Consider the following 25,623-nt stretch of genomic DNA (forward strand, 5'->3'; position numbering starts at 1 on the left):
TTATGGAGTTAAAGCAAGTGATCAATTCTAGCGGAACATTAAAAACCATTTTGATCGAGGATGTGGTGTTCCATTCCGATGAAATCTCTAAGTATAAAGATATTTTTGATAGTTTAAAAACACTAGGAATCATTGAACAGGGTGAATTTAGTGATCGACATTGGTACACCTTTGACGAGATAAAAAACGTGATTGTCCCCTTGCGCTTTGAATTAGATGTCTACGCTGAATTACAAATATCACTCAAATGTTTCATTGCAAGCCAACTGGCCATGTCAAAAGCAGCGAGCACTGTAAAGCAGACTCTAGAAAATTTAAAAACAATCATTTTTGAAACAAACGGCATTAAATTCGATAATTTCAACTCTTTTTCATCTCAATTGGAGGTTACATCACCTGGCCAAGCATACCGATATAGTCGCCACTTGATAAACTTTTTGAATTTTCACCCTATAAAAAATCGAGACAAATTCCTGGAACGCTGCTACACTATTTCTCGAATAAACACAAAAAATAGAGATCTACCTGAATTAGATGATATTATCGAATTCGACAGGATCGTGAATGATTATTTTCGAAGAACGCCCGTAGAAGATCATTTAACGTTTAAACCCATCCAAATTTTTTGGATTATCACAAATATCGTTCCTCTACGTCCTTCTGAATTCACCTTAATAAAAACGAATTGTTTAGAGAACAAGAACGGAAACTATTATATTGAGGTCCCAAGAATTAAGAACGGCGAAGGTGAAGGTATTCATTACCAAAGCATTCAGATCACCGATGATATCTATTTCTTTATTAAAGAGTTTATTCTACGCCAAAAGCAACTGGGCATTGAATCATACTATCTTTGTTCCTTGGAATTTCATGAGCGTTCATATGAATCCAGTTGGCCGCGCAAAGCTACCGATGGCTCGAAATCATTCCAAGATAGAGTCACATCTACCCAACTTCATGGGTTACTCAAACGATTCTATAAACAAGTCGTTGAAGGTATGTACAATGAGCATACATCCATGCAAATAATACCTGCTCACACTAGACATTTTGCGATTATCAACATGTTCCTTCAAGGCTATAACATGCTTTCCATTGCAAGAATGGCTGGCCATTTAGATTTAAAAACACAAGATAATTATTACAGCCATGCAAAAACATTTGCACAATCGCATGTATATAATTTATTGCGTACCAGCATGGGAGAGAAAATGGGACAAAGCATCCCCAATGGGATATTCGGATGGAGACAGACACTTCGAGAAAAGTCGGCACGATTCATTAGGTACTCTCACGATGAACTCAACGATAATTACCGAAAAGTAACGCATGGATACTGCAAGAGTGAAAATTTCCCTTACGATTGCGCCGAAGATTGCCGTGTCTGTCTCCCCCATTTCATCTTCAAACCTAGACTCGATGAAGAACGCCAAGCTGGAACGTGGTTGGAGAGTTACTCCAAGGAATTAGAACAAAAAATCGACTCAACACTCGATTTGATGATTAGCACAAGCAAGAGTCTAAGTAAGCTATCCAATCCACTTACCGAAGCCTCTTTCTCAAACGCTTCAAGGCAACTACAGCAATACATGGACCACAAATTATTAGTAGATTTTAAGATTAGCGAAGGTGAATACAATGGCGGGGAAATCTAATTTTACAGATGATCAACTTATGGATTTAGCTGACGAAATCAAAGCAAAATACAAAGGCAAAGAATTAACCCCTTCTTTATTAGAACGAGAAACAGGGATCGGTCGCATGACCTGGAAGAGACGTATTGACGATTACCTTAACGAATTGAACAACCCCCTGGTTCGAGATATGGGAACAAATTCAGACGATATGATTTTATTCCCCAGTATTGAGACCATTTTCACTAGGCACGGATATAACGTGGATAGCCATGTCAAGTTGGTTAATGCTCTTCATGAACTAGAGTTGTTAGTCCAAGATCTTTATAAAGAAAAACAACAACACAAAGAGCAATCGAAGAAGTACGAGAAAATAAAAGATTCTTTTGAAGAGCAAAACAAAAAAATTCAAGCCTTAAAAAGCCAGAAACAATATTACGAAACAAAGTATAACCAACTTGTAGTCTCTAGTTTAGAACCTCATTTACGCAAAGAGCACGGCATTACTGTGGATATCATTGATTTCAACAAAAATAAAAAGTTATATGAAAAACTTGATTCTTTAGAAATAAACTTTCCAGAACCAGAGGAAACCTTATCACAGAAAAAGATTGAGGAATTGGAAGACGAGTATGGTTTTTAGCACGTTATTTCCACTTCACATCGCGTGTTATTATTGAAATACAAATAGATAAAAAAGGAGCTGTGGCTTATTTGCCTAGCTCCTTCCTACTACTTCAATAATTTCAAAATCAGCATGCGCGCGATCGCATTCAGAAATAGGGCAGGGATGCTTTTCAATGCCCATAATCTCCTGTAAAAAGCAGGATTAATGCGTTCAGTTTATTGACCAATCAGATGTTCTAGTTGGCCTATTCGAGCGACTGTGATGCCAGAAGAAAATCGCGAGGACTCATCTTTTTCCATTAAACTAACTGGGAGGATAGTTTAGTATTGATAAGTATCGCATAAAATTGTTTGACACTGTTTATATGAGGTTGGATAGTATGGAGTGATTTGGTAATAATACACCTAATCAACCTTTAGGTGGGATAACATGAGAAGGATTTTTTATGTGTTGTTTGTTGCGGTAATGTTTTTAACAAGTTCTGTGGTTCTTGCAAAGGAAAGCCCTTCCCACACATCAAAATATCACAAATTGGATAGCACTATACTAAACAAAGTCAAGCAGAAAGCGACTTTCACATTACTCGTTCCTGAAAATATGCCTAACAAGTGGACAGTAGAACTTAAATATCCTTATCCGTTAGACACTAACAAGCCAATTCCAAGCGTTAGGTTACACTATTTTGATAAAGATGAAAACTATATTTTAGGAATTGAACAGCACAAGGCTGTCGGGTATAAAATCAAAAAAGAAACAATAGATCTTGATGTCCGTAATAACAAAAGTACAAGGATAATTGTTGAAGAAGATTTCAAATTTAATTCGAGCGGTGAAATTATTAGATTTAGCGGAGTGGAAGCACGGTTTACCCCTTGGGCAAGTAACACGCTTGGTGGATTTTTACGATGGGTAAATGATGGTACTTATATTGAGATGGATAGTAGCCGATTGTCCAAGAAGGATATGATTGAGGTAGCCAAATCAGTAAAATGAATTATTGAACTCCCATGGAAGAACGGAATTACTTTCATAATCTGTGGTGTCGTGTGAGCGACATGGATGGCTAACGGATAACTTTAGTTCAATAAACCAACAGTAGTCTAGGACTTTTTTTTAGTTTAAGGTAACTGTTAGATCTTTATATCGGAACCTTCAGAACGAGTTCTTTTAGAATTCGCTAGTGAGCAGTATGCGTCTACTGCACAGTGTCTTCGTACTGCGCAATAGAATATTTTTTCTTCTTAAAGAGATACTAATCAAAATTTGATTATTTCACAGGGGGCAACAATTCTGAAAAAACTAATAATTTTCTTTGCTTTTTGTTTTTTAGCATTTGGAATTTCTCCATATGCTGCCGTAGCATCAAATGATCTCTTCAAAACACCTGCATCAAAACAATCTGATCAGTGGAAAGTTGAAATCAAGAAAGTTGAGAAATATGACTCTAAGATGTCAAAACCTCGTAAAAATGAAAGTGAAATGTACAACATTATCATCACCAATATCGGGGTTGGCTTAGAAAATGTAGTGTTTAACTCCTATAGAGATGAACCAAATACCCAAACAAAGTTCGGATTAAGCATTTCAGACGATCATCACAAAATTTTTAAACATGGCGAGATAGTCGACTTTTCTAATTTCCCTATTTCTGTTGATTCAAAGGAACTTCAAATCGAGATTAGTTGGTACGGAAAACCTTCAAATAACGAATCCCATGATAGAAAATACAAAGAAACCTTTACTTTCACACCAGCAAAATAATAGATGCATATTGGGCACTTCGGTGCCCTTTTAGTTTACAGTTTACGTCTACTGCGATGTATCTACGCACTATGAAAATGGGCTTTCGTCCTAGATCAACCCTTATGTCACGAAAATGCTGTGAGTAACGGCTATAAATGATACTGAAAAGCAGCCAAAAGGCTGCTTTTTTCAATTTATGCTTGAGACAAATAACAACTATAGATTAGATAAATCGTATTTTTTAGTGATATAAATGACACAAGTCGAAAAATGCTAAAACGAGGAATGAAGATATTTAAGTAGGTACTAAAAAATAATCAGAATACATTTTTTTCTACTAACGTCTGCAAAGCTCTCTCAGGTGTTAATGGTGTTTTTACTGCTTCATACACTTGCGAAGATTCCTCTAAGAACAATATCTTTAATTCTTCAGTATCTATACAAACACGCTTTTCCTTCAAAAGAACAATACGCTTTATGATACCTGAGGCTATAAACGCATTGGGTTCCTGCGGATTGAACGCTCTCTCATTAAGATTCGGCTTTCCATTAAAAAAGAGACATTATTCGGTCCATTTATATCGAGATATAGGACATTTAAATATTTTCTAAGAGATTGATCAAACTCCTTTAGCTTATAAAGATGTTCCGCCATTCGGAGTATAGTATTGCTGTATAGCCCCCACTGATTATTTTTAGCATGTTCGATTAGTTCGTCTAATAGCAAATGCCACTCAATATCACTTTCACTTGGTTCAATTCCCTGTTGTACCAAACAAAGTGGGAATGTTCAATTGTTGTTTAATCCAACGAAAGAATACTTCAATCTGCCAACGTGCCTTGTACATCTGAGCAATCTGTTCTGTAGTAACCTGCATCAGATCTGTGGCAACTCGGATTTCCCGGCCTTCAAAGTCACGGAAGATCACAATGCGGTGACGGTTTTTAGATCGACACTGAGATGTTCCAAGTTGACAGGTCATATCACGAATAACTGGTGAATCCTCAACCTTTTGGCGACGCAAAGCACGTGGTTTTTCAAGGTGAACGTTATCTCTTAAACGAACAATGAACGACTGTCCATCTTCTTTAAAGCGATCTAGCCGTTCGAGTTTTCCATAAGCTCGGTCCATCACCATAATGTAGTCTACGTGGACCAAAGTCTCACTCATCGGTCCGACATGTTTTGATCCAACGCTTTCGCTTACCTTCAGCGGTTGTAGACTTTCAGCCTGTAAAGCGACATGCAATTTGATACCTGCTCGTTCACCGTGATACGGTGCCCAAGGTAAACGGGTTTTACCGACGGTCATCGTTGTAGAGTCAATAAGAAGTAGTTCTTTAGGAAAGGCTAATTTCCGACGTGTTTTTCGATTACATTTGCTAATAAGTAGGTGAAATAACGCTTTAAACACAGCAAAAGGTACCTTAGCAGCTTTGCCTGAGAAACACGAATAATGTACTTGTGGCAAGTCACTTTCACGGGCATGATCGACGCCAGCACGATAGCTGTTCCATTGGTTAGAAGCAGCCAAACACCAATATTGCAGCAAATGATATACGGTAAATTTGTGGCTTTATCTTTGTATCCTACAAGGTTTATAACGGACTCGACGTCTTCTGGAGTCAAAAGAGATTGAAGGATAAACGGGATCGTGGTAGACTTTTTCATGGAGTCGTCACCTTTCGGTTTGTTTTGTAGGAGCACAAACATTCTACCGAATTGACGACTCTTTTTCTACCATTTAGTGGTTAATCATCAGGCCTAATTTTGATATAATCTAGTGTAATAAAAATTTGACACTAACTTCCCTACTAAACATAAAAAAACCATAGTCTGCGGCGCTTAAAAACGGATTTTATCGATTTTAATTTTGTTCATGACTTTGATCCCCGCAAACCGGTTGAGGAAATACTGCGAGCCTTGGATGACTTGCAGCGTCATCGCTAGGAATTTAAATGGTGTGGTTCAGGGCAATAGCTTCAGGGATATTCTATATCACCTTATAATTTTTGTAATGGAGCTCTTTATGAGTTAATTCGTATACGTGTTGACAATGACTTGAGACGGAATCATCATGAGTAACAATAATTAGAGTCATTCCTTGTTTATGTAATGTATCAAATATATTTAGTATTGATTCCTCCGTTTGCTCATCTAAAGACCCTGTAGGTTCATCTGCAAGTAGTATTGCAGGTTTCTTTATAATGGCCCTTGCAATGGCAACTCTTTGACGTTCACCTCCCGACAATGAAGAAATATGTCGCTTCATGATGTGTTCAATTTTCAAATCATATAGAACTTCTTCTATTTTGTTTACAATTTGCTTTTTTGGTATTTTTAAATACTGCAATGGAAGCGCAATGTTTTCATACACATTTCTGTCATCCAGAAGATGAAAGTTTTGCGTTACATACCCTATGTTATCTCTGCGGTATTCTGCTTGCTTTTCTGCAGAAAGCTTAGATATATCCGTACCATCAAAATTCATTACTCCTTCTTCAAAAGGAAGTAGACCACCTATAATATTAAGCAGTGTAGATTTTCCACAACCACTTTTTCCTTTGATTGCAGTTGATTCACCTTCATTTATCACAAGATTTAAATTATCCAAAATGTATTCATAATGCCTTCCATTTTTAAAACGCTTCCTAATTCCAGAGAGTTCAAGTAACATAATTTATTTATCTCCTTCATTTTCATTATCAATACGATCTAAAAATGAATTACTCAATATTTGATATCCAGGAAAAGCACAGACTATTATACTAATTGTAAAACTCAACAATAATAAAATTACATATGTTATGGGGTCGCCAATTTTTAATATTTGGCTGAGTATTAAGAAGGCAGTTAAATATGCTGATAGCATAATGCTGCTTATCTCCATCCATTGACTTTTGACAAGGTTTTTTTTTGTTGCACCATTTATATAGTGAACCCATAAATAGGAATTCCTTCTCTTTTGCTGCAATATCATAATTATAACAAAAACCAATAAATTTAATGATGTTGTAATAATAAATATTGATTCAACCAGCAATTTATCTTCCTGTAACACAGTCATTAGGCCTCTATACTTTTGAAAATGAGGATTTAAACCAATAAAAGAATAATTGTCCATTCCAGATTTTTGTGCAATTGCTTCTATTCTTTGCATAGCTGTTTGTATTTTTTTTGGATCATTATCGGTCACCACATATCCGTTAATCATAGCAAAATAGCTTATTTGTTGAAATAATTCATCGTTTTCTAAGACTGGGTTACCAAGATCCTGATAGGGAAGAATAAAATATTTATCAAGATAAAACTCAGTATTGTTATTGAAGTAAACCTTACTGTTTTCTTTCATAAAACCAATTACTTTTACGTTAAATGGTTTATTGTAATAATTAATAGAGGTTACATCTCCAATTTTGTATAATTTCTTATAGGAAGATCCTAATATGACGGGCATCGTTCCATCTATATCTTCGGCGGCTTTTTCGTTCCAAAGCGAACCTTCACTCACAGATAAATTAAAAAAATCGATGACTTGCTTATTCATCTGAAAAGATTTAATCGGCGTAAAAAAATTATTATTAACTTCCACTTGAGGTTTGGAATTTCCTTGCTCGTAACCCTCAATGAATTCCCCTGATATTCTCTCATCTTTTAACAGAATATGATGATTAAACATTGCAAGATACTGAAAATCTTTAGCTTCATTTAATTGGTTATAATATTTCTTTAATTTACTCAAATAATCGGGCTTACTTACAAAGTCTTTATATTTATCACCGTCATAATAACCATCAAGTAACTGATAGATTGCCTTTCCTTCATAGACTTGCTGAAGACTTTTACTTTCATATCCTAGTTCATTCACAAATGCCACAAATGTACCAGAGATGATCAAAAAGAGGGAAACCTGAAAATAGAGCATAGCAGTTATAAATTTATATTTTCTAAAATAAAATTTAAGTTCATTTAATATCACCTTCCAGATGCACCTCTTTTAGAATATAAGTAATCTGAGACTAATATTATACTTATTAGTATCCACGAAATTGAAATGAAAGTTAAAATCACAAATATCATTTCTTTTAGTAGAAATAAACTTTGGGGATCATAGGCGAGGAGTAATATAATACTAATAACTCCCGAAATTAAAAAATTAATAAGTAGTCTGGTGAAGATCAGTTTATTTATACGTCGTTTGGATATACCCAATATAAATAACACTGATGTAACTCTTTTTTCTTTCTCATACCAATATCTCACCAATGAAATTACACTAATAAACAAAAGGAAGTAAAACTGATAAATAAGCAAACGATAAATAAAGGGAATATTTGTCGTTCTTGCTACCCCTTTTTGTGAACTTTCAATAACCATAACTGAGCTATCTGACTTAGTAATGTTACTAACAATACTAAGTACGGTGGATTTATTATTACTGTCCACAATGATTTTTGAACCTGGCAATATAGGGAGGGGATGGGGTTTATGTAGTAATACAAGATAGTCTGTAGGACTTGCAAATGAAGCCCCCATTACACCTTTAACTTGATAATTTTCTCCTTGGAAATCTATATATTTATTCCCCTTATTATCTTCTTTTATATAAGATATCATTTCTTTTCCAATTACCGCCCCATTTTCTTTATCTTTATCTAAAAAAAATTGACCAGATATCATTGGAGGTGACCACTTCCCATTGTTAATCAAAAGTAATCGGAATGTATCATTGTATTCGACAAAAACCCTGTAATTTAGTTTAGTAGAAGGGTTTTCCAACCATTTATTATCACCATTACTAAACAATGCTGCATAATGATTGGTATATAGTTCATTGGATAACTCATGAAATTTCTCTTGTTTCATCAAGTATGTTTGAAAAACATAAAATACTAAATACAGTATAATTAAAACAATTAGAATAGATATATCTCTTCGTCTTATTGTCCACATTGAATTTCCTCGATTCAATAAAATAAAGACTGCTCTATCTCAAATGAAACAGACGAAGCAATCTTTATTCTAATCTTATTTCTTTTTTACAAAAAAACTATATTTTTATTTTCCCCAGTATGTTCTAGCTTCTGAATTTTCAAAAATCCCAGGTCTATACCATGGGGATTGTGCAGTGGTACCACCTGTACCCCATTGTCTACCACTAGTTGTTCTAACGGTACCCTTGTTATCTTCCATTTGAGCAGTAGTGTAATGAAGTACATTTTTCCATACAGTATAACCATACGCAGCGCTCTCAATGTCACCCGAATTATCAAGGGCATCTCGAGTTTTGCGCTCCCCATGATGTTCATCTGGAGAAGATGATGCCATAACGCTAAGGCGCAACTCACTTGTTGATGAATTGGTATAGTAACCTTCAGATTCACTCCATCCTCCCGAAGTCTTACCCACGGAATCGGCAAAACCAGGGACAGCCGTAGCTAATAATGCAATACTTAATAGAGAACTACTCAACATCAATTTCATACTTTTTTTCACTATTATTCCTCCTTGTTTTTTAATTACCATCAATACCCATTAATAGTATCATTTTGATTTTTTTTCCTATAGTCATTTTCGCCTATTTTATTACAAAATAAAAGAGAAAATTGTCGATTTTATTTATATTTCGCCTTTGCTCGGAAGTATCTTTAAAGCATATAGGGGCAGGAATTTCTGCTACTTTCAAAATAAAATAGAGTAATAGCACGTCTATTGATTAACCAAAATAAGAATTAATAAATTGAAAAAAGATCGCCCTTTCTGTAAAATCGTATGCACCATACATCACGATTTGAAAGAGGCGACCTCATGAAAAAGTCTACCACGTTTACAAACCTACTTCAAACTCTTCTTCAAGAAGAAGATGTGACGTAAATCCTAGAAGAAATAGGTTATAAATATACAGCAAGTAAATTTACAGCTCACCAGTTGTTATTATTCTTCACTCATTCTGCTCTTGGTGAATGGGAAAGCTATCGTTCTGTTGTTGGCAAGGCTGTTACTTGTGGCCTTCGTCTTGTTAATCATTCAACTTTTTCTGCAAAGGCTAGCGATGTGCCTTATGAGTTTTTCAAGCAGACTGTTTCATCTACTATTGTCCAGATGCAACCGAGTTGTCAGACGCAGACTACGTACTCCGAAAGACTTGTTATTAGTAGATTCCACCACCATTTCGGTAGGCAAAAGCCGTCTCCCCTGGGCACTCTTTCACGGACAACGAGCAGGCATTAAACTTCATGTTGCACTTGACGCTACCACCGAACAACCTGTTCAAGTCATTGAAACCATCGGTACCGTTCACGATGAACCTATTGGCGAAAAGCTGCAGACAAGAATTATATCCTTGTGAATGACCGTGCTTACGGAAAAATCAAACGATTTGATCAATACGCTAGAGAGAAGCAGTATTTTGTAACTCGGATCAAGGAAAATGTCATGATTGTAAAATCCCATTCGTTAAAACGGCAGTCTGTTGAATCGTCGAATGTAACGAAAGATATCACCTGCTACTTAGGAACACCGCAGTCTCAGTCAGAGCTTCGTCATCGTATGGTCATATTCGAGGACAACAATGGAAATGAAATTCGCGTAGTCACCAATCTTATGCAGGTATCAGCCGAACACATTGCTTAAATGTATAAGGCACGCTGGGGAATCTAGATGGATCAAGCAGAACTTAAATGTCCCTGTTCTTTTTGATACAACGCCGAGGAATGCCGTATTTAATCAAATGTTCGCTACACTCATGACATATGTGCTCTTAAAATGGCTCTATGACCATTCGAAGTCATTTGTAATCCGATGTAAATCAATACCGCTTATTCGATTTAAGGAACAAATTAAAGAATCAAATACAAATTGAATGGATTTTGGCTATTGCTAGAGTACTTAAAAAGTACGTCTATTTGTCGAATCCACTAAATCCAGTATCCGGTTAATCAACAGGCGTGCTATTTAACCTTTCTTCGCCTTAAATATCCTGTCAGTCATACTAATCAACACTTTCACAAAAAGGATGTTTTTAATTTTCAGTTGTATTACTTTACAAAGAAGACCATCAGCCCGGCAAAGATATAGCATTATGTAATAGTCCTGTCGGAAGTATACTTGCACTAATCCACATGCTTATCTTCGCCCATTGAACTTTCTTTGATCATACTAGAGAGCCGTCTCATTATTAGTTATTCAACTGGACAACAGCTCTCTAACTTCTCAAAACCAATAAAATTTAAAAGCAGCGACAAAAAAAAAAAAAAAAAAAACCAGTAATAGCAAGGGTTTTGCTGCTACTGGTTTTAATATTAGTCTCAACCATATACCAAAAAAATCTCAATTATCGACCAAATCGATCTCAAGTATATCCGTTTCTCACAAATGCCACTGTTCGTGACATAAATACAAAGAAAAATCCCGATTTTCAATGAAGGAACAACGGGGTTAGGTCAAAGAAAATAAAGTTTTAGACTCGATAATAAAGAGATAGGCTGACTAATCATTATTGGAATATACTAGTTAGAAAATGACAATGAAAAGTGATTAAACTATGGCAGAATAATTCAATCATTTATGCGGAAAATAACCCAAACATTCATGGGGGGGATTCTGTTCAATGTTACGTAAAGGCGTTTTGATTTTCTTAATCTTGTTAAGCGGCATTAATGTAATGAGTAAAGCCACAGCATCCACCAGTTCAGGGATCACATTAGTAGACGCTTTCCAGATCGGTCTTACAGAAGCAAGAAAATGGGATGCTCAGGCGAATCTAATCTCGATCACGAGTGTTGGTGACACAGGCTCAACACCACCATCTACACTTGGTAATGATGGTAAAAGAGAAGTTTGGAATCTGCTCTTTGGAAATGGTCAAAGAAATGAAATTTTATTCATTAACATAAAAAAAGGTAAGATTGCGATTATGCGAACTGTACAAGAAGATATTCAAGACTTTGAAATTATTCCACAAAGTGATCTCATACTTGACTCACCTAATATGGTACAGATTGCGATTAAAAACGATGTTAAACCAGGGGAAGGATGGGCTAAAGGATATCATTTCAACGTTATAAAAGACCATCAAGCCTTGTTTTATGGAGTAATAGGGCAGAACAAATACGGTATGATGACAAAATTGTACATGGACAAGACAGGGAAGGTTCTGGGTTCCGAAACGAAAAATGAAGGACTGAAATAACTTTTCCTCCATGAACTCATTGAACTCCCATGGAAGAACGCACTTACTTCCATAATCTGTGGTGTCGCGTGAGCGACATGGATGGCTAACGGAGAACGTTAGCAATAATGGAATATATATTTTAAAAACCAATTTACGATTTCTGAAGCCAAAAAGGAGGTTAAATTAATGAGAATCCCTCTGAAGTGGGTAAAAGCCCTACTAAACCTTAGGGATAATCCGTTTAATATCTTATATTGGCTACTGCTGATAGCTTTTGTATATCTTTTGGTAGGTGTTTTAGGAATGAACTTGTCATAAATTCTTCCTTTAATTGAACGTATGAAGCCAATGGGAAACGTTAATTCAATGAAACAGCGACAGTTTAGGACATTTATTTCTCGTGCTTGGCTGTCGCTTTTCAATTTCTCTACGTATGTAAGCCAATCATGTCAAAAAGATAGATCATTTTTGGGATTCGTCAACACACTTTACATAGCATATAAAACCCCTTATCGTTAAAGGGACTACTTTCGAATGTTGTGCAATTTTATTAAGTGCAGCCCTTACGTTTGTGCAGATTTCCATTGTGTGCAATAAGCGCGTATTAGTTACGCCCATACACCATAAGGATTTGTAAAACAAACCAATCATCTTGTGCATCATTTTTTTATGATACTCACGTCATGGACGAAGCAGAGAAATGTGATCGCCTCGGAATGATCCGTGACGGCAAGCTGCTTGCCGCCGACACACCTGCCGGACTGCTTCAAGCCACTGGCTCAACTTCTATTGAAGAAGCCTTTCTATATTATGGAGGTGTCCGTTCATGAGAATCCGAGCGATCACCTTACGGATTTTGCGACAATTTATTCATGATAAAAGAACGATGGCCTTAATGTTCATCGCACCGCTCCTCGTTCTAAGCTTAATGAGCTTGGTATTTAACGGTGATGCCTATGAGCCAACAATCGGAATATCCGAAGTGCCATTAAGTATCTCAGCTGCGTTAAAAGAACAACAGGTCACAATCCAAGATTATGCCAGCGCAGAGTTAGGAAAAGACGCTCTAGTAGAAGGAAAGATTGACGCTTTGATCACTTTGGACGGAAAGGCCGGAGAATCACCAGGCATGCCCCAAGTGTTGTTAGAAGGCAGCAATCCAACGGCCAACAAGGCGGTAATTATGACGCTTCAACAGCTATCTCAGAAGCTTCTTCCTAGTACAGAGACACCATTACAATTACAGCCCCAGATCAGCTACCTATACGGTTCTGAGAATATGAAGACGATCGACCGCTTCGGTCCAATTATGATTGGTGTATTTGTTTTCTTTTTCGTATTCCTGATTGCCGGTGTTTCTTTCCTGCGAGAGCGGACTACAGGCACCCTTGAACGTTTGCTTTCCACTCCTTTAAAAAGATGGGAGATTGTACTCGGGTATGTATGTGGTTTCGGCATTTTCACCGTATTCCAAGCGCTGTTGATCTCATGGTTCTCCATTCAGATTCTTGGCATTATGATGACAGGAAGCTTTGGTTACGTAATGCTGATCACCTTACTCCTGTCGATGACAGCTTTGACGCTGGGCACGTTACTATCTGCTTTTGCAGCTAACGAGCTACAGATGATTCAATTCATTCCACTCATTATCGTGCCACAAGTTTTCCTCAGCGGACTGTTCCCACTCGACACCCTACCACTGTGGCTACAGCGCATCGGCTACGCGACCCCGATTTATTATGGATCAGAAGCGCTTATGAACATCATGATCCGTGGCAAAGGATGGAACTCCATCGCTTTGGATGTCTATGTGCTGATCGGATTCTCACTACTGTTCATGATTCTGAATGTATTGGCACTGCGCAAACACCGGAAAATGTAGCCTCACTAAGAACTTTCATCGGTTGAACGGAATGAACCAAGTTTGGAGGATAAATGTAATGAAAGAACATGATTCTGCGGATCAAAATATAGAAGAGCAGTGGATTGAAGAGCTGCTGGCCAGAAGTGAAGACGATAAATTGACACCGAAGCAGATTTCCATTTTGCATGCGGCGATTGAGGTGTTCTCCGAAAAAGGATACGCTGCTACAGCGACTAGTGTGATTGCTCAAAAGGCAGGCGTAGCAGAGGGAACGATTTTCCGATATTACAAGACCAAAAAAGATTTACTGCTGTCCATCGTAGCTCCCACCATGAGTCGTATGCTCGCCCCTTTTGTGCTACGGAATTTCAACGGGGTACTTGACGTACCCTTTGACAGTTTTGAAGAATTCCTGCGGTCATTCATCAGTAATCGGTTGGAGTTTGCCCGCAAGAATTATAAAATTCTAAAGATCCTAATTCAGGAGATCCCTTTCCAGCCAAAGCTCAAAGAGCAATTCACGGAGAATATTCTGAGTAAAGTGCTGGAACGTTTCATCGAAATTGTTGAACATTTCAAGGCAAAAGGCGAAGTCATTGAATTGCCTGCACCCGCTATTCTACGCTTCACTATTTCATCCGTTGTAGGGTATGTGATTAATCGCCTGCTGCTACAGCCAGAGAAGGACTGGAACGACGACGAAGAGATTAACCTGACGATCCATTTTATTATGCATGGGATTGGTGGAGCCGCGGCCCCTATTTGATGCGCACGCCCGTTCTGTTATCATAAGAACTATATAATAATCGGACTTTTCGAAGAACAAGTTACGAGGAAGGAATTATGTTATGGGCTTTAGTGTAACAGAACGGGTAATTAAGCTGCTGTGCGGCAAGTCTATTTTTGAAAAAGGATTGGCTTATCACCAGTCTGGAAGCGTCGATATCCTTGATATTGAAGAACGAAATGAATCCATCCCAGATCTGCCCAGATCTCGTTATGAAGCGCTCGTTCAAGGGGGCATTGGCTACGAAGTCATGGTTGTCATTGATATCGATGGTGATGTATCGGCAGAGTGTACTTGTCCCGCTTACTCACATGGGGGGCCTTTCTGCAAACATATTGCTGCCGTATTGATCAGCATTGATGCCCTTGAGTCTACCGGAGAACAAGAGGAGCCTTCCGGGGCTTCCCGTCTTTCTTCTATAGAAGATACTGGGGTCTTAACCCCACGTATTGTTACGGATTCTACGCGAGACATAGGAGGAAATTCCAGAGATCAGCATCTGGTGAGCAGCCTGTTAGGCATGTTCAGCAACCATAAACCGCGTCCGAGTGGTACTGGAGCTTTTGTGGACAATAGAATCCCATTAAATGTAGAGTTCATCTGCAAGCCATTCACTTACAGCTACACCGCTACCATGCTGGGGATAGAAATAAAAGTCGGCTTGAAACGTCTATATGTCGTTCATAAAATAAGAGGTTTTCTGGAACGCATTCACCGTGGAGAAACCTTCGAGTTCTCTAAGCATTTCATCTATGATCCTGCCATTCACAGCTTTCGGAAGGAAGATAACATCGTTCTTCAGAAGCTGATTGAAATTGTCTTAAATGAAAAAATGTATCGTGACAACGTCACTAACTACTCTCCATATGGTGGTAACCTGGGAGGAGATCGCCTGCTGGCTGTCCCTCCTTTTTTCTGGGAGACGCTTCAGCCTGCGCTTTCAGAGGTTTCATCGGTTTATCTGCAACAAGGAGAGATACTACACGAAGGCATTCATATGTCTAATGAAGCACCGCCTCTTAGCTTTGCATTCGAGCAAGCCGAAGGCGAAGGATACCATCTGGATATTCAAGGACTGGAGCAGATCTCAGTTCTGGAAGACTATGGACTCGTGCTGTCTGAAGGGAAGCTGTTGAAGCTATCCCCTCAGGAATGCATGCGCCTATCTGAGATGAAGAAAATGCTGGAATCTTCACGGCGAGATGGCATCGATATCGCACCTGAGCAAATGGAGCCTTTTATGGACAAGGTTATTCCTGGACTGAAAAAACTGGGCAACGTGCATATCGCCGACTCCATTGCTGATCGAATTGTACAACACAAGCTTACAGCGAGGCTTTATCTGGACCGTGTGAGAGATAGACTACTCGCAGGGTTAGAGTTTCAGTATGGTGACATCATCATCAATCCTTTAGATGAAAATGCCCATGTTCGCGGTACGAACTTGATTCTTATTCGCGACGGCGAAGGTGAGGCCCAAATTCTGGAGCTAATGGGGCATGAATCCTTCGCCAAAACCGAAGGCGGGTATATTATGACGGATGAGGAAGGTGAGTACGATTTTTTGTACCATACGATTCCGTTGCTTGAGCCACTGCTAACGGTCTATGCGACCACCGCTGTCAAAGATAGATTGTTCACGGGGACCACGCCACCAAAGGTGAGCATTAGTTGGAATGAGAAAACCGACTGGCTTGATTTTAAATTCGACATGGGTGGTATTCCCGAATCTGAGATTGTGATGGTCTTGAAATCACTTCAGGATAAACGTAAATACTACCGCTTGCCCGAAGGGGCGTTGCTGCCGCTGGAAAGTGAGGAGCTTCAAGAAATCATCACCTTTATGAACGAAATGGGTATTCGGGAAGGTGAGATCAAAGGTGCCGCATTTTCTCTGCCGATTGTACGTGGTTTACATTTGACCTCCGCAGACGAGAAAAGTGACTCCGTTAAGCTTGGCAGATCTTTTAGGCGGCTACTGGCGAATATGCACAACCCTGAGAACCTTGATTTTCCTATACCAGAAAGTCTAGTTCCTGTGCTTCGGGATTATCAGCAGTATGGATTTCAGTGGCTGAAAACATTGGCCCATTACCGTTTTGGCGGTATTTTGGCGGATGATATGGGTCTTGGAAAAACGTTGCAAAGTATCGCCTTTCTGCTCTCTGAGCTTCCAAATATTCGTCAGAGTGGTCTGCCGGCTCTTATTGTCGCTCCGGCGTCTCTTACCTACAACTGGCTTAATGAGCTCAAAAAATTCACGCCTGAAATTAAGGCTGTTATTGCAGATGGAAGTTTAACGGAACGCGGTCGAATTTTAAAAAATGCAGCAAAGGCTGATGTAATCATCACCTCTTACCCGCTGCTTCGCAGAGATGTACAGTTGTATGCTAAGAAATCTTTTCATACCCTAATTCTCGATGAAGCACAAACTATAAAGAACCATACAACGCAAACCGCTCAAGCTGTGATGGCTCTTCAGGCCCGGCATCGTTTTGCACTTACTGGGACTCCTGTGGAGAATGCGCTGGAAGATCTTTGGTCCATCTTCGGCACTGTTTTCCCTGGGCTGTTTCCAGGCAAGAAGGCTTTCCACGATCTACCGCGAGATGTTATTGCTAAGCGGGCACGTCCCTTTTTGCTGCGGCGCTTAAAGAGTGATGTGTTAAAGGAGCTTCCTGAGAAAATCGAGTCCCTTCAAGCCTGTGAGCTGCTGCCTGAGCAGAAGAAGTTATATGTCGCTTATCTCGCCCGTTTGAAAAAAGAGGCGCTTAAGCATCTTACACAAGATAGCTTTGGCAATAATAATCGGATTAAAATCCTTGCGGGACTCACCCGTCTGCGCCAGCTGTGCTGCCACCCGGCTCTTTTTGTGGATGGGTATGAAGGAGGCTCCGCCAAGTTCGAGCAGCTCCTTGAAATCATCGAGGAATGCCGCAGCTCAGGTAAACGAATGCTAGTATTCTCCCAGTTCACAGAAATGCTTGGCCTAATTGGACGGGAGCTTGGATATCAAGGCATTCCATATTTTTATCTAGACGGTCAAACGCCTGTGTCACAGCGGATAGATTTATGTAATAAATTTAATGAAGGAGAGCGGGATATTTTCCTGATCTCTTTAAAGGCTGGCGGAACCGGACTCAACTTAACAGGGGCTGACACTGTAATCTTATACGATCTGTGGTGGAACCCTGCCGTCGAACAGCAAGCAGCGGATCGTGCACACCGAATCGGGCAGAAAAAAGTAGTGCAAGTCATTCGACTCGTCACCCAAGGCACTGTGGAGGACAAGATGTATGAGCTACAACAGAAGAAAAAGAACTTGATCGATGAGGTAATTAAGCCAGGTCAGGAAGGGTTATCTACCCTGACAGAACAAGACATCCGGGAAATTCTGATGATCTAGGTGTAATGATGTTTGGAGAAAAAAAGGGATATCCTTCAGCCAAATGGCTTTTGGGATATCCCTTTTTCTGTAGTAAATACGTCATATCACCATCAGATTATGCGATTGTAACTCCTGCACTAGCGTAGCCTGCAACGGTTGCTGCAACATCAAGGCCAGCCGTTACCGTTGAAGTAAAGACCAACAACAAGCGCTCTCCCACAGTTACAGGAATGCTCAAACCTGTGGTATTACCACTGCTAATAGATCCAAGAGAAATTAATCCTGCAAGTGCAGGACTTAATGTAACTAAAGCCCCAGGTACTGCTGTGAAGGTATTGTTAGGTGTAGTAGATCTGTATAATTGAGCCGTGATTGTTACTGTAGAACCAACCAAACTAACGGAAGCTGTCGTACTGAAATAGGCTGCCATAGAAGTAAGCGTTCCAGTTCGAGGAACTGAGAACGCAAAGTTCAGCAAGGTTCCAGCTGCTCCTGTAAGATCTATAGTGCCACCTGTAATAGCGATATTTGTTGCAGTGCTACCAAAACCAATCGCACTTGAAGTATTCAAAAGACCTCCCAATACTGTGGTCATAACAGCTGGCAGACCAGAAGCATATGGAATAATGGCTCCTGAACCCGTAGCTCCTGTTGCTCCAGTTACGCCTGCAATTCCGGTCGCTCCTGTTACGCCTGCGACTCCGGTTGCTCCTGTTACACCTGCGACTCCGGTTGCTCCTGTTACACCTGCGACTCCGGTTGCTCCTGTTACGCCTGCAATTCCGGTTGCTCCTGTTACGCCTGCAATTCCGGTCGCTCCTGTTACGCCTGCGACTCCGGTTGCTCCTGTTACACCTGCAATTCCGGTTGCTCCTGTTACGCCTGCAATTCCGGTCGCTCCTGTTACACCTGCGACTCCGGTCGCTCCTGTTACGCCTGCGACTCCAGTTGCTCCTGTTACGCCTGCGACTCCGGTCGCTCCTGTTACGCCTGCGACTCCGGTCGCTCCTGTTACGCCTGCGACTCCGGTTGCTCCTGTTACGCCTGCGACTCCGGTTGCTCCTGTTACGCCTGCGACTCCGGTTGCTCCTGTTGCTCCTGCACTTCCGGTTGCTCCTGTTGCGCCTGCATTTCCTGTCGCTCCCGTTGCACCTGTACTTCCCGTCGCCCCCGTATCTCCTGTGGCACCGGTTTCTCCGGTAGCTCCTGTATAACCTATATATTCACTATACAATTCAGAGTATACAAGCCGATGGGCAGTCACTAATTGGCCTGTGCTGCTTTTCCCCCAAACTGAGACTTGAATTGGATCGTCTATCTGAGCTGATGTTGTGAATAAAAATTCGAATGAATCAAAATCTGCATAATAATCTTTCGTTAGCACTTGATTAGGACCCACAGTATGAAGTTCACTAACATATAGTGTTCTTGTACCGTTCATATAGTAGCCTTCGATTTGAATCATAGCCGCAGAAACATCGCTCTGATTAACAAGCTTAATAGTAACTAGCTGGGTGGGTCTTTCTCCGCCTACCAGATTGTTTTCTATAGGTCCAGTAGATAAATAACTCAAGTTATCAACTCCTTTTATTTTTAAATAGATTGCCTACAAAAAGATTGTCCTGCAAAAACTCTAAATAGTTGCGTTACTATAACATTCCTCCGATCTACTCTAAATTCGCTAGCAATGAGCCTATTATATTTTTCAGTTAGAAATTTCCGGCTCTTAATAGTAATATTCTTATCTTGATTTAAGGTGTGGACATCCATCAAAAGCTACTACTATACATATTAAATACTTATAAAAACTCTGAACATCTATCGTCATTCAATAGGCTGTAGATCTTAAGAGCATTAATCTGTTCTTCCCATAACATGTCTCATTAACAAAACAGAGGATAGCTCAGGAACCTTATTTACGCTCCAGAGTATCCCCTCTTTTTACCATCAAACTACGTGAATAAATTAAGTCAATTCATGAACAGACCAAACGATACCCGCTGTGTTAGCGCCGCCCAAATCCAAAGGAACCGTCAAGCCATTTGACACATAGAACAAACCAATAACATCACCTGCTGTCAGTGCAAATTCACCAGCCAACGTTACAGTCCCGCTTCCCAAAATAGCTCTCAAAGTTAGAATAAGCGCAACATTCACATCCAACACTGGAAATAATCCACTAACCAGATTTGTTGTTGTTGGAGAAGTTCTCTGAACTACGAAAGCTGGATTGATCGCACTGCCGAGACTAATTGAGATTGAGGCAGTTGTGGAATAGTTGATAGTAGCTTCAATTGAATATCTGCCGGTTGTCGGAATGGTATAATTGCCCCCAACTTCGTCGAAAGTCGGGCTATCATAAAATGGTGTTGTTACAGTCCAACCTGTTATTTGTGAGGAAGTGGAGACCGACAATGAAGATTTAAATGCCGAAAATCCCTCTTGTTGAATATTCGGACCCGTGACTCCTGTAGCTCCGGTAATACCTGTTACTCCAGTTACTCCTGTTGCTCCTGTTGCTCCTGTTGCTCCTGTTGCTCCTGTTGCTCCTGTTGCTCCTGTTGCTCCTGTTGCTCCTGTTGCTCCAGTCGCTCCGTCTGCTCCAGTCGCTCCTGTTACTCCATCTGCTCCTGTTGCTCCGGTAACTCCAGTTGCTCCTGTTGCTCCGGTAACTCCAGTTGCTCCGGTAACTCCAGTTGCTCCTGTTGCTCCATCTACTCCGGTTGCTCCAGTCGCTCCTGTTACTCCATCTGCTCCTGTTGCTCCTGTTGCACCAGTCACTCCGTTTGCTCCCGTTGCTCCTGTTGCTCCTGTTATTCCAGTTGCTCCTGTTGCACCAGTCACTCCGTCTGCTCCCGTTGCTCCTGTTGCTCCTGTTACTCCAGTCACTCCGTCTGCTCCCGTTGCTCCAGTTGCTCCTGTTACTCCAGTCACTCCGTCTGCTCCCGTTGCTCCAGTTGCTCCTGTTACTCCAGTCACTCCGTCTGCTCCCGTTGCTCCAGTCACTCCGTTTGCTCCCGTTGCTCCAGTCACCCCGTCTGCTCCTGTTGCTCCAGTCACTCCGGCTGCTCCCGTTGCTCCAGTTGCTCCGTCTGCTCCCGTTGCTCCAGTCACTCCGTCCGCTCCTGTTGCACCAGTCACTCCGTTTGCTCCCGTTGCTCCTGTTGCTCCTGTTGCACCAGTCACTCCAGTCGCTCCGTCTGCTCCTGTTGCTCCAGTCACCCCATCTGCTCCAGTCGCACCTGTCACTCCGTCTGCTCCCGTTGCACCTGTCACTCCGTCTGCTCCAGTCACTCCTGTCACTCCGTCCGCACCTGTCACACCTGTCGCTCCTGTTGCACCAGTCACTCCGTCCGCTCCTGTCACTCCGTCTGCTCCCGTTGCTCCAGTCACTCCGTTTGCTCCCGTTGCTCCAGTCACCCCGTCTGCTCCCGTTGCTCCAGTCGCTCCGTTTGCTCCCGTTGCTCCAGTCACTCCGTTTGCTCCCGTTGCTCCCGATGCACCTGTCACTCCGTCTGCTCCAGTCGCTCCTGTCACTCCGTCTGCTCCCGTTGCTCCAGTTACTCCGTCTGCTCCTGTTGCACCAGTCACCCCGTCTGCTCCAGTCGCTCCTGTCACTCCGTCTGCTCCCGTTGCTCCAGTTACTCCGTCTGCTCCTGTTGCTCCAGTCACTCCCTCCGCACCTGTCACTCCGTTTGCTCCCGTTGTTCCAGTCACTCCGTCTGCTCCAGTTGCACCTGTCACTCCGTCTGCTCCCGTTGCTCCAGTCACTCCGTCTGCTCCAGTCGCACCTGTTGCTCCGTCCGCTCCCGTTGCTCCTGTTGCTCCAGTGACCCCGTCTGCTCCATCAGCTCCTGTTGCACCTGTCACTCCGTCTGCTCCCGTCGCTCCAGTCACTCCGTCTGCTCCTGTTGCTCCAGTCACTCCGTCTACTCCTGTTGCTCCAGTCACCTCGTCTGCTCCATCAGCTCCAGTCGCACCTGTTGCTCCAGTCACTCCGTCTGCTCCCGTTGCTCCAGTCACTCCATCTGCTCCTGTTGCACCTGTCACTCCGTCTGCTCCCGTTGCTCCAGTTGCTCCGTCTGCTCCCGTTGCTCCAGTCACCCCGTCTGCTCCATCAGCTCCAGTCGCACCTGTTGCTCCAGTCACTCCGTCTGCTCCCGTTGCTCCAATCGCTCCGTCTGCTCCTGTTGCTCCAGTCACTCCGTCTGCTCCTGTTGCTCCAGTCGCTCCGTCCGCCCCTGTCGCTCCAGTTACTCCAACTGTTGCACCGAGTAATTCAGAATGAACAAGTCGGTGAGCAGTCACGATTTGACCTATACTATTTTTTCCCCATACTGAAATTTGAATAGGATCATCTACCAGGCTTAAAGTCGTAAATATAAATTCAAATCCATCAAAATCTGCATAATAATCTGATGATATTACTTGTTCAGGCATAACGTTAAAAAGTTCACTAACATATAAAGTTCTTGTCCCATCTATATAATATCCTTGGACGAGAACCGTAGAAGAAACAACATCGCTTTGGTTATCGATTTTGATCGTAACATGTTGAGTAGGTCGTATACCTCCCACCATGGTATTATCAATCGGCCCGGTAGATAAATAGCTCAATTTCTCAACACTCCTTTAGATTATTGCTGAATATTTTTCCCACGCTGCTATTCGATGAGGATCTACTAATTGCCCCGAAGCCTGTTTTCCCCAGACCGAAATCCCTACCTCTGCTTCAACCTCGTCTACTGTTGCAAACACAAATTCAAATACATCTAAATCAGCAAAATAGTTCCTAGTAAGAACTTGGTTAGGTGCGAGATTTAGCATTTCATTCACGTACATCGTTCTTGATCCATTTAATAAAAAGCCTTGAATGACAAAATTATATGGATTAAGAGAATCACGGTTAACTACTTTTACTGTTACGATTTGAGTCTGTCTGACCCCCAGAATTGAAGTATTATCTATAGGTCCAGTTGAATATAAAGCCATCTTTATTCACTCCTCTCTCCCACTGCAGTTTGAAAGATTACAAACTATAACACTAGTAACATGGTTCATAATTAATAGCTCTATATAGTAATATTCTGTATTTAAAATTAATGTGTGGACATTTATGCAAAGGAATTGCCATTCGAGTAATGACTACCTTCTATACTTTGAATTCGCAATCTACTAATCGAACAATCTAATACTCAAACATCTTCTAGATTTCACTGAGTAACACACCCTATTGCTTTTTTCGAAATATTCGTTATACTGATAAAAATTATTCAAGCATCGATGAGCGGGAGAGTAGTTAACGTGTTCTAGTCCTCAGCGAGCCGGGTAAGTGTAAGCCGGCACAGATCACCTAATGAAGCGCACCCGTGAGATGGACTTCTGAACCCAAGTAGGAAGCCCCGGCTAAAGACCGTTATCCTGTAAGGTGGCTAAACGTCTGTTTAGCAACGAGAGTGGTACCGCGAGCGCTTAAGCCCTCGTCTCTTTTGAGACGAGGGCTTTTTTGTATTTTCTAAGGAGGGTATAACATGTTAAAGCAAATCATCAAAAACAGCATTGAACAAAGTGTAAAAAAAGTGTTCCACAGCTTAGATATTTCCTACCCTAAGGATGTTGCTATTCTAATCGAACAGCCAGCGAATCTGGAGCATGGTGATTATTCCTGCAATATTGCTATGCAGCTAGCTAAAACCCTGCGCAAATCTCCTCTCGTCATAGCCGAATTAGTAAAAACAGAAATTAAACTACAAGAGAGTTACACAGGTCTTTTACAAAAAGTCGAAATAGCTGCTCCTGGTTTCATTAATTTGTATATCGATTGGCAGGTGTGGGCTAAACATTCCTTTGATCTACCTGACAGCACAGGGGAAAAGGTCATCATCGAGCACACTTCCATCAATCCCAATAAAGCTGCTCATGTAGGTCACCTGAGAAATGCTTGCATCGGCGATACACTAGTCAGAATAATGAAAAGAACCGGATATAATGTTGAGGTCCATAACTACGTTGATGATCTGGGCAACCAGCTGGCTGATACAGTTGTAGGTTTATTAAATGTACCTTTGGAAGGAGATCATCAACGCTTCGGTGATTATTGCTGGGATCTTTATGCCAAAGTGAACAAAGAATATGCACGGAATCCAGAGATGACACACAAGCGCACGGATATGCTGCATGCTCTTGAACAGGGTGACGGCAATGAGGCGTGGCTGGGCAACCTAGTCGCTGAACGTATCGTGAGAGAACATGTAGCGGAAATGAAGCGTTTTGGTATTCATTATGACCTGCTGGTATGGGAGAGTAATATTTTAAAAGAGGGATTCTGGACAGCCGCATCTGAGCGATTGAAGCAAACGGCAGTTTTTGTACAGGAGACTGAAGGTAAGCTTGCGGGATGCTGGGTGCTAAAGCAAGGGACAGACGTAAACAATGAAACGGATTCCGAGGATCATCAGATGGATAAGGTGCTTGTGCGTTCGAATGGTATTTTGACGTATACAGCCAAAGACATTGCTTATCATCTCTGGAAATTCGGTCTACTAACCAAGGATTTCACCTATAGTGAATTCTCATCCGGCTTATGGACCACAGGATTAACTGGAACCCAAGAGCCTTATGGACATGCAGACCGTGTCATTAACGTGATTGATTATAGACAGGAATATCCGCAACAAATGGTTAAGCAGGCTTTAAGCGCACTAGGTTATAACGATCAGGCAGAAAAGCTCCATCATGTAAGTTACGGTGTTGTTTCTCTTAGTCCGGCCTCAGCTGCTGAGCTGGGAATAAATATTTCAGAAGGAAAATCTTCTTATGCCATGTCCGGACGCCAAGGAATTGGCGTAAAGGTGAGCGATTTAGTGAAGCTTATGGAACAGAACATAGAACATTCGCGCTCCGATAAAGAGGGGCTTTCCAGCCACATCATTGCAGCTGCTGCCATTCGTTATTATCTGCTGCGGTTCAATCTGGGAACGGAAATCGTGTTTGATTTCAAACAAGCTACAGAAATATCCGGGAATACCGGGGTTTATCTGATGTACACCTATGCTCGTGCTAGCAGTGTTTTGAGCAAATCTACAATCCCATTCAGCACAGACGCCTCAGTACTTCAATTCCCTATCGAAATGGAAAAAGCAGAACTTGCTCTCCTGAGACAGCTTAGCCTCTGGCAGGAAACATTGTATTCTGCCAGTGTAGAATTGACGCCGAATATACTCTGTACCTACGCGCATACCTTAGCCACACTCTTCAATAACTTCTATTCTTTATGTCCGATTTTAAAAGGTGAGGCAGGAACCATTGCCTTTCGTCTCTGGCTCACTTCGAGATTTAAGGACACTTTAGGGGATGTACTTGAAGTGCTTGGGTTACCGACACCGAGCCGTATGTAGCACAAAAA

The 25,623-nt window shown here is 41.2% G+C and carries 19 protein-coding genes, 2 pseudogenes and 1 other annotated feature; of the genes and pseudogenes, 13 read left to right on the forward strand and 8 right to left on the reverse strand.

Going from position 1 to position 25,623, the window contains the following annotated elements; all coding sequences use genetic code 11:
- Positions 1-2: 2 nt before the first annotated feature.
- From NSU15_RS24485 to NSU15_RS24500, 4 genes are all read left to right on the forward strand, one after another.
- A complete protein-coding gene (locus NSU15_RS24485) occupies positions 3-1,655 on the forward strand; it encodes a site-specific integrase (RefSeq protein WP_076120467.1) in 1,653 nt (550 codons plus the stop codon).
- Positions 1,639-2,277 carry a hypothetical protein gene (locus tag NSU15_RS24490; RefSeq protein ID WP_339287856.1) on the forward strand — a complete coding sequence of 213 codons (639 nt, stop codon included), beginning with the start codon at positions 1,639-1,641 and terminating at the stop codon, positions 2,275-2,277. The genes NSU15_RS24485 and NSU15_RS24490 overlap by 17 nt, the downstream gene beginning before the upstream one ends.
- Positions 2,278-2,691: 414 nt before the next feature.
- Entirely contained in the window at positions 2,692-3,255 is a 564-nt protein-coding gene (locus tag NSU15_RS24495) for a hypothetical protein (protein ID WP_339287858.1), read from the forward strand.
- 270 nt (positions 3,256-3,525) lie between these two features.
- Entirely contained in the window at positions 3,526-4,023 is a 498-nt protein-coding gene (locus NSU15_RS24500) for a hypothetical protein (protein WP_076098449.1), read from the forward strand.
- Positions 4,024-4,760: 737 nt separating this feature from the next.
- Here NSU15_RS24500 and NSU15_RS24505 read toward each other — a convergent pair.
- Positions 4,761-5,558 (reverse strand): IS4 family transposase, encoded by a 798-nt coding sequence (locus NSU15_RS24505; RefSeq protein ID WP_076120471.1) that lies wholly within the window; start codon positions 5,556-5,558, stop codon positions 4,761-4,763.
- Positions 5,559-5,839: 281 nt separating this feature from the next.
- Here NSU15_RS24505 and NSU15_RS24510 point away from each other — a divergent pair.
- Positions 5,840-5,944, forward strand: a pseudogene (locus NSU15_RS24510) (aldo/keto reductase); the annotation flags it as partial.
- 55 nt (positions 5,945-5,999) lie between these two features.
- On the opposite strand, the gene NSU15_RS24515 reads toward NSU15_RS24510, so the two are convergent.
- From NSU15_RS24515 to NSU15_RS24530, 4 genes are all read right to left on the reverse strand, one after another.
- Positions 6,000-6,683, reverse strand: coding sequence for an ABC transporter ATP-binding protein (locus NSU15_RS24515; RefSeq protein WP_076120472.1), 684 nt, complete (start codon positions 6,681-6,683; stop codon positions 6,000-6,002).
- A gap of 3 nt (positions 6,684-6,686) precedes the next feature.
- Positions 6,687-7,985, reverse strand: a complete 1,299-nt coding sequence (locus NSU15_RS24520; RefSeq protein ID WP_076120473.1) for an ABC transporter permease — start codon at positions 7,983-7,985, stop codon at positions 6,687-6,689.
- Positions 7,982-8,872, reverse strand: coding sequence for an ABC transporter permease (locus NSU15_RS24525; protein ID WP_139328587.1), 891 nt, complete (start codon positions 8,870-8,872; stop codon positions 7,982-7,984). Before NSU15_RS24525 ends, NSU15_RS24520 begins: the two co-directional genes overlap by 4 nt.
- 192 nt (positions 8,873-9,064) lie before the next feature.
- Positions 9,065-9,502: a hypothetical protein gene (locus NSU15_RS24530; RefSeq protein ID WP_076120475.1), complete on the reverse strand. Its 438-nt coding sequence runs from the start codon at positions 9,500-9,502 to the stop codon at positions 9,065-9,067.
- 565 nt (positions 9,503-10,067) lie between these two features.
- Here NSU15_RS24530 and NSU15_RS24535 point away from each other — a divergent pair.
- The 7 genes and pseudogenes from NSU15_RS24535 (at position 10,068) to NSU15_RS24565 (ending at position 18,236) form a co-directional block, all read left to right on the forward strand.
- Positions 10,068-10,355 (forward strand): transposase, encoded by a 288-nt coding sequence (locus NSU15_RS24535; RefSeq protein WP_339287863.1) that lies wholly within the window; start codon positions 10,068-10,070, stop codon positions 10,353-10,355.
- Positions 10,352-10,639, forward strand: a complete 288-nt coding sequence (locus tag NSU15_RS24540) for a hypothetical protein (protein ID WP_139328589.1) — start codon at positions 10,352-10,354, stop codon at positions 10,637-10,639. The genes NSU15_RS24535 and NSU15_RS24540 overlap by 4 nt, the downstream gene beginning before the upstream one ends.
- A 976-nt stretch (positions 10,640-11,615) precedes the next feature.
- Positions 11,616-12,197, forward strand: coding sequence for a hypothetical protein (locus NSU15_RS24545; RefSeq protein ID WP_076120476.1), 582 nt, complete (start codon positions 11,616-11,618; stop codon positions 12,195-12,197).
- 656 nt (positions 12,198-12,853) lie between these two features.
- A pseudogene (locus tag NSU15_RS24550) lies at positions 12,854-13,009 on the forward strand (ABC transporter ATP-binding protein); the annotation flags it as partial.
- Positions 13,006-14,061, forward strand: a complete 1,056-nt coding sequence (locus NSU15_RS24555) for an ABC transporter permease (protein ID WP_076120477.1) — start codon at positions 13,006-13,008, stop codon at positions 14,059-14,061. The pseudogene NSU15_RS24550 and the gene NSU15_RS24555, both read left to right, overlap by 4 nt.
- A gap of 58 nt (positions 14,062-14,119) precedes the next feature.
- The gene (locus NSU15_RS24560) at positions 14,120-14,809 is read left to right on the forward strand and encodes a TetR/AcrR family transcriptional regulator (protein ID WP_081389966.1); all 690 of its coding nucleotides are present in this window, start codon (positions 14,120-14,122) and stop codon (positions 14,807-14,809) included.
- 82 nt (positions 14,810-14,891) lie between these two features.
- Positions 14,892-18,236: a DEAD/DEAH box helicase gene (locus NSU15_RS24565; protein ID WP_339287865.1), complete on the forward strand. Its 3,345-nt coding sequence runs from the start codon at positions 14,892-14,894 to the stop codon at positions 18,234-18,236.
- 97 nt (positions 18,237-18,333) lie between these two features.
- Here the strand turns inward: NSU15_RS24565 and NSU15_RS24570 are convergent, their stop codons facing one another.
- From NSU15_RS24570 to NSU15_RS24580, 3 genes are all read right to left on the reverse strand, one after another.
- A complete protein-coding gene (locus tag NSU15_RS24570; protein WP_339287867.1) occupies positions 18,334-19,791 on the reverse strand; it encodes an exosporium glycoprotein BclB-related protein in 1,458 nt (485 codons plus the stop codon).
- A 392-nt stretch (positions 19,792-20,183) separates the two neighbouring features.
- The gene (locus NSU15_RS24575; protein WP_339287868.1) at positions 20,184-22,835 is read right to left on the reverse strand and encodes a calcium-binding protein; all 2,652 of its coding nucleotides are present in this window, start codon (positions 22,833-22,835) and stop codon (positions 20,184-20,186) included.
- Positions 22,836-22,850: 15 nt separating this feature from the next.
- Positions 22,851-23,210: a hypothetical protein gene (locus tag NSU15_RS24580; RefSeq protein ID WP_076120765.1), complete on the reverse strand. Its 360-nt coding sequence runs from the start codon at positions 23,208-23,210 to the stop codon at positions 22,851-22,853.
- A gap of 282 nt (positions 23,211-23,492) precedes the next feature.
- Positions 23,493-23,709: a binding site (T-box leader), on the forward strand.
- A 40-nt stretch (positions 23,710-23,749) separates the two neighbouring features.
- Here NSU15_RS24580 and argS point away from each other — a divergent pair.
- Entirely contained in the window at positions 23,750-25,615 is a 1,866-nt protein-coding gene (gene argS, locus NSU15_RS24585) for an arginine--tRNA ligase (protein WP_339287870.1), read from the forward strand.
- Positions 25,616-25,623 lie beyond the last annotated feature (8 nt).

The sequence above is a fragment of the Paenibacillus sp. FSL E2-0201 genome (genome assembly GCF_037963325.1).
Lineage (GTDB): Bacteria > Bacillota > Bacilli > Paenibacillales > Paenibacillaceae > Paenibacillus_AQ.